This window comes from Chromatium okenii, assembly GCF_016583745.1.
Lineage (GTDB): Bacteria > Pseudomonadota > Gammaproteobacteria > Chromatiales > Chromatiaceae > Chromatium > Chromatium okenii.
On sequence record NZ_NRRQ01000057.1, the window covers coordinates 1 to 8,683 of the forward strand.

General features: G+C 49.7%; 14 protein-coding genes. 12 read left to right on the forward strand and 2 right to left on the reverse strand.

Translation table 11 applies throughout. The features are described 5' to 3' along the window. Nucleotides 1-360 precede the first annotated feature (360 nt). Complete coding sequence (locus CKO12_RS13520; protein ID WP_338032759.1) at nucleotides 361-960, reverse strand: Rha family transcriptional regulator; 600 nt, start codon at nucleotides 958-960, stop codon at nucleotides 361-363. On the opposite strand from CKO12_RS13520, the gene CKO12_RS15300 reads away from it, so the two are divergent. The 6 genes from CKO12_RS15300 to CKO12_RS13545 all read left to right on the forward strand — a co-directional run bounded on the left by CKO12_RS15300 (nucleotide 904) and on the right by CKO12_RS13545 (nucleotide 5,194). Continuing rightward, entirely contained in the window at nucleotides 904-1,026 is a 123-nt protein-coding gene (locus tag CKO12_RS15300; protein ID WP_338032760.1) for a hypothetical protein, read from the forward strand. The two genes, CKO12_RS13520 and CKO12_RS15300, sit on opposite strands and share 57 nt — an antisense overlap. 316 nt (nucleotides 1,027-1,342) lie before the next feature. Then, nucleotides 1,343-2,506 (forward strand): phage antirepressor KilAC domain-containing protein, encoded by a 1,164-nt coding sequence (locus tag CKO12_RS13525; protein ID WP_200155254.1) that lies wholly within the window; start codon nucleotides 1,343-1,345, stop codon nucleotides 2,504-2,506. Nucleotides 2,507-3,491: 985 nt separating this feature from the next. Then, nucleotides 3,492-4,058, forward strand: coding sequence for a hypothetical protein (locus CKO12_RS13530; protein WP_200155255.1), 567 nt, complete (start codon nucleotides 3,492-3,494; stop codon nucleotides 4,056-4,058). A gap of 265 nt (nucleotides 4,059-4,323) precedes the next feature. Beyond that, nucleotides 4,324-4,647 (forward strand): hypothetical protein, encoded by a 324-nt coding sequence (locus CKO12_RS13535; RefSeq protein ID WP_200155256.1) that lies wholly within the window; start codon nucleotides 4,324-4,326, stop codon nucleotides 4,645-4,647. An 84-nt stretch (nucleotides 4,648-4,731) separates the two neighbouring features. After that, nucleotides 4,732-4,932, forward strand: a complete 201-nt coding sequence (locus CKO12_RS13540; RefSeq protein WP_200155257.1) for a hypothetical protein — start codon at nucleotides 4,732-4,734, stop codon at nucleotides 4,930-4,932. Beyond that, nucleotides 4,922-5,194 carry a hypothetical protein gene (locus CKO12_RS13545; protein WP_200155258.1) on the forward strand — a complete coding sequence of 91 codons (273 nt, stop codon included), beginning with the start codon at nucleotides 4,922-4,924 and terminating at the stop codon, nucleotides 5,192-5,194. Before CKO12_RS13540 ends, CKO12_RS13545 begins: the two co-directional genes overlap by 11 nt. A 28-nt stretch (nucleotides 5,195-5,222) precedes the next feature. On the opposite strand, the gene CKO12_RS13550 is transcribed toward CKO12_RS13545, so the two are convergent. After that, entirely contained in the window at nucleotides 5,223-5,648 is a 426-nt protein-coding gene (locus tag CKO12_RS13550; protein WP_200155259.1) for a helix-turn-helix domain-containing protein, read from the reverse strand. A gap of 184 nt (nucleotides 5,649-5,832) precedes the next feature. Between CKO12_RS13550 and CKO12_RS13555 the strand changes: the two genes are divergently transcribed. From CKO12_RS13555 to CKO12_RS14760, 6 genes are all read left to right on the forward strand, one after another. Continuing rightward, nucleotides 5,833-6,210 carry a DUF6573 family protein gene (locus CKO12_RS13555; protein ID WP_200155260.1) on the forward strand — a complete coding sequence of 126 codons (378 nt, stop codon included), beginning with the start codon at nucleotides 5,833-5,835 and terminating at the stop codon, nucleotides 6,208-6,210. Between the two features lie 3 nt (nucleotides 6,211-6,213). Further along, the gene (locus CKO12_RS13560; protein WP_200155261.1) at nucleotides 6,214-6,447 is read left to right on the forward strand and encodes a hypothetical protein; all 234 of its coding nucleotides are present in this window, start codon (nucleotides 6,214-6,216) and stop codon (nucleotides 6,445-6,447) included. Nucleotides 6,448-6,509: 62 nt separating this feature from the next. Further along, nucleotides 6,510-7,448, forward strand: a complete 939-nt coding sequence (locus CKO12_RS13565) for an ATP-binding protein (RefSeq protein WP_200155262.1) — start codon at nucleotides 6,510-6,512, stop codon at nucleotides 7,446-7,448. Between the two features lie 41 nt (nucleotides 7,449-7,489). Further along, a complete protein-coding gene (locus tag CKO12_RS13570; protein WP_242466350.1) occupies nucleotides 7,490-7,993 on the forward strand; it encodes a siphovirus Gp157 family protein in 504 nt (167 codons plus the stop codon). Between the two features lie 66 nt (nucleotides 7,994-8,059). Next, complete coding sequence (locus CKO12_RS13575) at nucleotides 8,060-8,329, forward strand: type II toxin-antitoxin system Phd/YefM family antitoxin (RefSeq protein ID WP_200155264.1); 270 nt, start codon at nucleotides 8,060-8,062, stop codon at nucleotides 8,327-8,329. After that, nucleotides 8,322-8,543 carry a type II toxin-antitoxin system YoeB family toxin gene (locus tag CKO12_RS14760; protein ID WP_338032758.1) on the forward strand — a complete coding sequence of 74 codons (222 nt, stop codon included), beginning with the start codon at nucleotides 8,322-8,324 and terminating at the stop codon, nucleotides 8,541-8,543. The genes CKO12_RS13575 and CKO12_RS14760 overlap by 8 nt, the downstream gene beginning before the upstream one ends. The last annotated feature ends 140 nt before the right edge of the window (nucleotides 8,544-8,683 follow it).

Here is an 8,683-nt window from a genome sequence, read left to right on the forward strand (position 1 = left end):
GATTGCCCTAGAATAGCGATCTAGCGATGTAATAGCTAGATAACGATTTAGCTAGGCAGCACTCTAGCGATCTAGCTAGAGAATGATCTAGCGATCTGATGGCTAGTTAGTGATTTAGCTAGGGAGCGATCTAGCGATGGTGAGCAGTTCAGATCATGCGGAGTGCTGCGTTGAATGGAGTAACTGCGGTTGCATCAGTGAAAGGATTTCAATCACGATTTCTGGCGCTTCGAGATACCAAACGATAACCCGGCTTTTCACCACCGCGTTATGCCGACTATTTAATCAATGTGGCGGATTTCATCGTGATTCATGGTTGACCTCGGTAATTACCCCGACATCGCTGCCGGGGTGAATGGGTTAATGGAGCAACTTCGGTCGTATCAGCCCAGCGAATTGCTCAACCCGCGTCTTTGCCAACGGATAAATGCTGTAATACGGCAGCCGCTGCTGCATCCCGTCCAGCAACGCATTCTCAGCGATGACTTCAGCACTGGTGAGACGTGCAATCTGAGCGGCGGTTAAACGATCACGCAGACCACCATCGACTGTCTCAGTTGGGAATAAAGCGCGGTATTCCATGCGAGTAATGATTGAGTAATAGCGTTCAGCGTGTTGACTACCTTGTGCTCTGGCGTAGTCCACGAATTGACGGATCACACCGGATAATTCACGGCGGGTCGTTTTTCCAGTCAATCGCTGCTCCTGCCAGTCCAGTTCCAACTGCTGATAACGGACGCGCTGCAGTTCATTGATCGCCGTTCTGAACGCCTTGACCAGTGCGACCTTAAACCGGATGACAATCTCGTTATTCCGAAACAGGGTGATGGCGAAGGTGGCTTGATCCTCGGTGAGCACGGCGTATTCCGTTGGAGAACCGCCACCGTGCGCTCTCTTTTCCACTTGGATTTCAAATCTGAGTGGAGCAAACGCCTCGAAGTGGGATTGATGCTTGCGGATGAGTTTGATCACGCTGGCATGACTCAACTCGCAGCCCTCAGCAATGGCGATGCTGGTGGTGAATAGCGATCAATAATAATCAGTGATAAAGTCTAGTCATGGCGCATAAAAAAGCCAGTGAAAGAATGATTCTAACACTGGCTCACTATCCATTTGATATCACTCGCCATTCCGATGTAGCCTAAATTTATCGTCACACATGACGGTCGGGATTGAAACACTGGAACTTAGGCGCATTTTTATGCCCGTTCGTTACGGGCTGATACGAGGGAGCTGCAAAGCTCGCCGGTGCCTGAGTCCGGTAGTTTCAAACTCGTTTCAGCCCGCCCCATCAATTTGAAACTTGATGATGGCGGTTTCCAATCTCACTCAGGAAACTGTTATGGAAACTAGCAACCCGCTCGTTCTCACGCCTATCAACGGCGAACCTCGCATTCGTGACATCGATCTAGCCATTCGACTCGGCTTCGAGCGTCCTTTAGACATCCGCGAGCTCATCAAGCGACACTCAAAAAAGCTGAGTGAATTCAGTGTTCTCCGCACCATACGGAAAACCTCCGGTGAGCAAGGCGGTCGCCCTTCTGTCGAATACTACCTTGATCGTCAACAGTCACTGTTCATCTGCATGAAGTCTGAGACTGACAACGCCTTTGAAGTTCAGGTTGATGTCATCCGCGTTTACGACGCATACCTGAGCGGCACACTGACGCACACGACCAAACCCGTCGAATTATCACGGATGCAACTGATTGAGCTGGCACTGTCTGCTGAGAAAGAGCGGCTGGCGTTAGAGCAACACGTCGAAATCATCCAACCCAAAGCTGACGCTTTTGATCGGATTGCCACATCCACCGGCGGTGCGCTTAATCTCACTAACGCCGCAAAGTCGCTGCAACTGCGCCCGCACGAATTCAATCAGCACCTGCATTTAATGCGCTGGATTTACAAACGTGCGGGCGGACGCAGTTGGATTGCATATCAGGATCGGCTGCAGGAGGGCGTGTTGGAACACAAGATATACACATACGTCGCACCTGACGGAACTGAAAATATCCGCGAACAAGTATTAGTGACGGCGCAAGGTCTCGCCCTACTCGCCAAAACCCTCAATCCACTTGCCACTGCGCGACGTTCCAATGAGCAAGGCGGTGGACGCATTCTTGCCCGCGCCAAGAGCAACATCGGTCCCGATACCGGCGGCTTTGGTTATGAACTCGCAATCTGTGAAGTCGCACCGGGGATTGAAACCACGCGCATTTTATGGGGCAACGCTTTGGAAGGATCAGCGCGTGATCTATTAGCTGCCGCCGAGTACCAAAGCGATCCCAACGAACGGAATACAACCACTGAAGCAATGGACTGGCTCAGGGAGCAATTGAGTCATGGTGCAGTCAAGGTCGCAGACGTTCAGCGTGAAGCCCGTGCTGCTGGGATCAGCGATAAAGCCTTGAGAACTGCCCGTGAGCGGCTTGGGATCAAATCCTCAAGAGCGGCATTTCAAGGTGGCTATCAGTGGGCAATGCCACCTCTGGACGAGCGCACTTAACCGGCTTAGTTCCTGAACACCGGGCAAGCTAGGCAAGCTAGGGTGGAATCAAGGACTTACGAGCAACGGTGAGGGCAAGCTAGGAAAAGTGACCAAAAATACAAATTTCGCTAGTTTTTGACCGTAACTTATTGATTCCACCCTAGCTTGCCCAATTTGCCTAGCTTGTTCATGAGAAAGTCATCGTAACTCCTTGATTCCACCCTAGCTTGCCTAGCTTGCCCTCAAAAGGATGGTGGGACATATTTAACCGCGAATGTCGTGATAAATGAGTCTAAGTGGTTGATTATCCCTAGCTTGCCCTCTGGTCGAGCATTAAGGCGCTGTGATCGCCCATCAAATGAAATTGTCACTTTTGCAGGGCAAGCTAGAGATAATCAATGACTTAGCGTGAAGGCACTGTTATTCAAACTGTCACTCAGAAGGGCAACCTAGAGATAATCAACGACTTAGCTTTATTTACAGGTTGAACCGAGATAACGGCAAGTCAAGTTCAATCTGTGGCTAGACGGAATAATTAGATGGAACCGATGGTGCTGATTCGGTCGCGGTGTCTTCTGCGTTGGTTGGTGGTGGGTGTGCGGTCGCTGATGGTGGCTTTAACGGGTTCATTTATTTCTGTGACACTCTGGCGTTTTATTTAGCGAACCGCGAGAACATTGCGGCACTCGTTGATGAATGCGCAAAAGAGTTTGACTTGTGCCCAATCTGTTTCGTGCAGTCGTTCAAATGTTGCGATGAAGATACGCAGACAATAGCGCGGACGTTATACGGGACTGATGCGCAGATCAATGAAAACGTCGCTAACTGTCTCGCATGGTTTGCACTTGAACAAGCTGCTTTCAGTGGTGAGAATGATGACTAGCGACTAGCCTGATGACTCATGCTGCTCCGGGTTACGCGGGGCAGCTTTTGAATAACCAAACCCGCTTTAATAGCGGGTTTATTATTTACGCCGAAAGACAATCAAGCACTGGAGTGAGAAATGAGTAAACACAACTTAAAACACGTCAATTGTATTGAAGCCGACAACATCCGTTTATCCAGCGAACGGAATTGGGATCAAGCCTGTTATCTGCCAACGCGATATTGGGAGCCGATAGCAACGCGATTTAATGTTGACATCGCCCGCCTTGCTGTTCTCGGCGCATGGCGATTAACGAAAGGGATTTACGTTACTGATTACAGCCAGTGGACAATGCCCACAATCACGCCAGAGATTCAATTGCCGCTCCCGCGCTGGTGCGTATACGTTCAAACCGCTGCGTTATTCAACGATGATCGCTTAGGTTTTTATGCCACGTGGATGGTGCAGGATGTCGGGGCTGATCTGGAATTGTGGTTGTTGATTGACCACGAAGGCGGCAGATTCACTTTTAAGCAATGGCGACTCGGCACTGATCCACAAGACTTGTCGCCCTATCTCGCACTCCTGCAAGCCGTTAGTAATCCCGCACTCAATCATCCGCAACCAAAGATTGTGAAAAGCAATCGCCAACGAAAGTTTTATATTCCCAACCAGCCCATTAGTTGCCGCTTTGATTTGCCCTGAGTGAATCAACCAGACCATGCCGCTATCAGGGCGGCATAAGCGCATCGCAGCAGCTAACACACCCTCATTGCAATACCGTTGAAACAGTAACCACTAAATAAAAAGCTGTTTTTTATTTCGTTCGCCTTGAATTATTCCACAAGTGGAATATAATTAGCATCAATGGAATAACTACGCGATAAGGACATCAAAACCAGATGATAAAGAGGTGGTTATGTCATTTCCCTGTGTCACGTCTATCCAGCTAAATCATTATTTAGCCACTATGGATCGAGAAGAAGCCCATATTGAAGCAATTGATGCAGAAGCCGAGTGGGTTCTTGAATTAACTGGGAAGCAACTTTGCAAGATGTTTCCTCAGATTAGCGGTGATTGGAGCGAGGCAACTGAACTATTGAATGGTGCGTTATTTGGTTATGACGACGACGACAATTGGGAAGACTGGGATTGCTCAACAATGAACTACGCCCTTGAGAAAGCACAAGGGTTGTTCAATGCGCGGCATTACCCTTTAGACCAGTTGATTTTAGAAGTGGCGTGGAGTGCAGCGGAGTTGTTACTAGAAGAACGGGCAAATGATTTTGACTAGACATCTCATCATTGCCCGCTGAGATAACACGTTGGTCAGTCAGCTCGTAACTGATTGACCAATTCAAGCAACACGGAGACAGTAATGTATACCAAACCAACTAGATTAACCAACGATTTTGATCAAGATGTTGCCGATTTTGAGTGCTGGCTAGATACCGCCGCCGGGATGGACTTCCTGTATGAACTTGAGATGCGACAGGAACTTGATCGCTATGGCATGAATTCCCTGTTGGGTGCCCCTGATGAAAAGCATTATCAGTGGGAGATCGGTCATGCAAGTTAATGACTTTCAACAGATTATCCCTTACAACACGCAAAAGGAATTCGAGCAGATGATTGAACGTGTCGCTCATATAGAAGCGCATCGTCTAGCATGGAAAACCTGCGGGCATTCAATCAACTATCAATATCACATGATCCTGCCGACTGTATTGGAACAGTGTTATATGATGGATATTGATGAACTCATGGCAATCGTTGAGTGTGGTGATTCTGATGATGATGTCGCGTTATTGGCGCATCTGTTGGAATTAGCACCGTATTAAACACCAGTGCCCGGTGCAATGCCGGGCATTATTTGCACACTCCGCGAATCGTCGCCAATAATTGCACATAGCCGTTTTTATTGATCGTTTTTGGCAAGTTAATCGTCAAGAGCATCCGCCATTCTTCATCAGTCACTTCAAGCGCATCAACCACTGCTTTATCCGCAGCCAATTCTCGCAATCCTTCTGGTGCAGAATCATCTGTCATCACCGAGCGTTGCATGACGGAATACACGCTAAACCTTGGCTCTGCTTCATTCGGATCACCAAGCAAATAGTTCTTGGTTGTCCCGTATAACTTTGCAATCCGCACCAGTAATTCAGCATTAGGAACCCGCGTGTTCCCGCTTTCCAATTTAGACAGAAATCCTTGCGTAATCTGCAAAGATTCTGCCGCTTCCTGCTGCGTCAAATCTACCGCTTGCCGTGCTGCTTTTAAGCGCAGGTGAAACATATCAGCTCCCCTAAGTCTTACTCATTTCCAATCATTATATGCTTGCGCCCGTAAAAATAATCCTTTTTTTGATTGAATTATTCCACAAGTGGAATATAATAGAACCATGAACTCAGGAACAAGATGATCTTGGGTTCAGGTTGCCGGTTTATCCGGTTTTGTTTCCACATTTAGGAGTTGAATCATGTTTGAAACTACTGAAGTGATTTACAGCTACACCCGCGCTCAAGCGATTGAAGACGGCGTGTTGATTGATGTCACGCATACCGCTGAAGAAGCGGGTTTTCGGGTTCCCGTTGCTCTGACTACCGCTGTTTGGATGGATTGTGTGGACTGGCCAATTGATGATCGCAGTCAGGATATGGAAGGGCGGTTATGGGATGTGTTGTATCTGGCGGCGTTTGAAGCGCGGCGCAAGCGCAATAGTCGGCGGGTTGTGTTCCAACTGCTGCGGGTAATACGCGGGTGCAATCAATTGTTTCCCGTGCAATTGGTGCTGCATATCGGCGGTGGTGATCACGGCGAACCAGTTATCACCATCATGCAGCCGAATGAGGATTAAGCCATGAGCGATTCAGGCATGAATTATCTCAACGGGTTATTGGATGAACGGATGTCATGGGAATTGCGCAAGGCAGGTGCTGAGTGCAAGGCACAGCGAGAAGCGCAATTACTGAGTGAAGCATTAGAGATGAGCAGTGGAATCTCAACGCAACGCCCAACGGTTGAGCATTTAGTGGTTGCAATGCGGTGGTGCGCCTCACAGCAAGCGACAGACTGGCAAGACGCACCGTTTTAACGAGTCGATGCTTGGGAGAGGGCAATCTCTCAAGCATCAGTTTCTAACACTGGAGATTGATTATGTATCGCAAAGCCGAACGCAAACAAGCCAAGTTACGCCTCGCACTGTGCGGCCCATCAGGATCAGGCAAAACCTATTCCGCGCTCTTAATCGCGCAGGGAATGCAGCCCAACAAGGTCGCCCTGATCGACACTGAACGCGGCAGTGCTGAACTGTACGCGGACTTGATCCCGTATGACGTGGCACCACTACAGCCGCCTTATACGCCACAGCGGTATATCGACCTGATTCATGGCGCAGAGAAAGCCGGTTATGACGTGTTGATTATCGACAGCCTGAGTCACGCATGGACTGGCATTGGTGGCGTGTTGGAAATGCACGACAAGGCAGCGGCTGCAACGCGCAATTCATTCACCGCGTGGCGTGAAGTCACGCCAAAACACAACGCGCTGGTAGACGCGATCATTGGCGCTGACCTGCATGTGATCGTGACCATGCGAACGAAAACCGCCTACGACATGGTGGATGACAACGGGAAAAAGAAGCCGGTCAAGATTGGATTGGCTCCGGTTCAACGTGAAGGCGTGGAGTATGAATTCACCACTGTCATTGATCTGGCAGTTGAGCAGCACGTCGCCACTGCTGCCAAAGACCGCACCCGTTTATTTGACGGTCAACACTTTGTCCCGACCGTTGCCACTGGTGCTGCATTACGGGAATGGTTGCTCACGGGCACTGATCCCACTGAAGAAAGTCACAAGACGTTGGCTGCATTCAAGACCGCAGTCAACGAGATGGAAAGCACCAACCATTTAAATAACTGGTGGCGGAAACACAGCACCGAGATTGCGATGCTCACCGCCCCAGATCGTGACGCCATCACCGCCCACTGCGCCCAGCACAAGGCAGCTCTCACCGCCGCGATTGAAGCGCCCGTCGCCGAGAGTGAACCGCCCAAACCCAACGGCATTGACCACGCTGAAGCAGTGACCCACTAAACCCTAACGGCGCGGCTCTCACGGGTCGCGCTTTGGAGGCGATGATGAAACCCACGCTCAAACTCTATGAACTCACCGATGACTTTCTCGACGCCCTCGATGACCTCTGCGAACAGGATTTATCACCTGATCTCATTGCGTTGCAGGTAGGGGAACTGGCTGGCGCTTGGGAAGCAAAGGCGTTGAATGTTGCCCGCTATGTTAAGAATCTGGAGGCAGAAGCTGCGGCAGTAACGGAAGCGGGCAAGCGCATGGATGCCCGCGCCAAGACCTTGAAACGGCAGGCAGAACACCTGCGGGAATACTTGAAAAACCAGATTGAAATCACTGGACTGAAACCGCCCCATGCCGCTGACTTAACGCTGCGGATTCAAAGCAATCCGCCAACGGTCGTCATCCATGATGAAGCCCACGTCCCAGCGGAATACCGCCATAGTGCGATTGTGACCACGATCTCGAAAGCAGAGATCAGCACTGCATTGAAAGCCGGTAATTCAGTGACTGGTGCGCATCTCGAACAGAGTACGCGCTTGATCATTGGATAATCATATGCACCTGATCCTTTCATGGGATTGGGTGCGCCAAACCTAACAATGCAACAGGTTATTGTCATGAACATTGTCACTTATTCCCACGCCCGCACTGCATTGAAATCTGTATTGGATCGCGTGGTACATGATGCTGATGTCACCATTATTAGCCGCCGTGATGCCGAAGGAGATGCAGTGGTCATGTCGCTGGATCACTACAACAGCCTAATGGAAACCCTGTATTTGCTTTCAACGCCAGCCAATGCCAAAGCATTGACCCAAGCCATTCATCAAGATCGCGCCGGACAATCCCAGCCTCGCACATTACTTGACGGTGATTGGTGTGCGTGAAATCCGCTTTGTGCCGGATGCGTGGGATGCTTATCTCTATTGGCAACAACAAGATAAGAAAACCCTGAAGCGCATCAATACACTCATTAACGAAGCGGTTCGCACTGCTCCCAAAAATGTGCGCAAAAGTGTGTACACACAACTGGGTCATTCGCTCTCCGTTGACCGTGTTGTCACGGCAACTGGAGTCTCGCCTGGGCAGTCTCAGGCATGACCAAAAGGCACCGCGCATTGTCCGAAAACAATACAAGGTCTTTCAGTCTGACGGCTTCGTTCATCCAGAATCTTTTTTACCTCGCGGTAATTAAGATAGCGACTAATCCCCGTATCGTTTTTGCGCTGGAGAACATTCAC

Bases quoted from the DNA above. Each gene is read 5' to 3' on its own strand.
- CKO12_RS13555 (WP_200155260.1), top strand. From the start codon at position 5,833: ATGTTTGAAACTACTGAAGTGATTTACAGCTACACCCGCGCTCAAGCG.
- CKO12_RS13560 (WP_200155261.1), top strand. From the start codon at position 6,214: ATGAGCGATTCAGGCATGAATTATCTCAACGGGTTATTGGATGAACGG.
- CKO12_RS13530 (WP_200155255.1), top strand. From the start codon at position 3,492: ATGAGTAAACACAACTTAAAACACGTCAATTGTATTGAAGCCGACAAC.
- CKO12_RS13540 (WP_200155257.1), top strand. From the start codon at position 4,732: ATGTATACCAAACCAACTAGATTAACCAACGATTTTGATCAAGATGTT.
- CKO12_RS13570 (WP_242466350.1), top strand. From the start codon at position 7,490: ATGATGAAACCCACGCTCAAACTCTATGAACTCACCGATGACTTTCTC.
- CKO12_RS13525 (WP_200155254.1), top strand. From the start codon at position 1,343: ATGGAAACTAGCAACCCGCTCGTTCTCACGCCTATCAACGGCGAACCT.
- CKO12_RS13545 (WP_200155258.1), top strand. From the start codon at position 4,922: ATGCAAGTTAATGACTTTCAACAGATTATCCCTTACAACACGCAAAAG.
- CKO12_RS13550 (WP_200155259.1), bottom strand. From the start codon at position 5,648: ATGTTTCACCTGCGCTTAAAAGCAGCACGGCAAGCGGTAGATTTGACG.
- CKO12_RS13575 (WP_200155264.1), top strand. From the start codon at position 8,060: ATGAACATTGTCACTTATTCCCACGCCCGCACTGCATTGAAATCTGTA.
- CKO12_RS13565 (WP_200155262.1), top strand. From the start codon at position 6,510: ATGTATCGCAAAGCCGAACGCAAACAAGCCAAGTTACGCCTCGCACTG.
- CKO12_RS13535 (WP_200155256.1), top strand. From the start codon at position 4,324: ATGGATCGAGAAGAAGCCCATATTGAAGCAATTGATGCAGAAGCCGAG.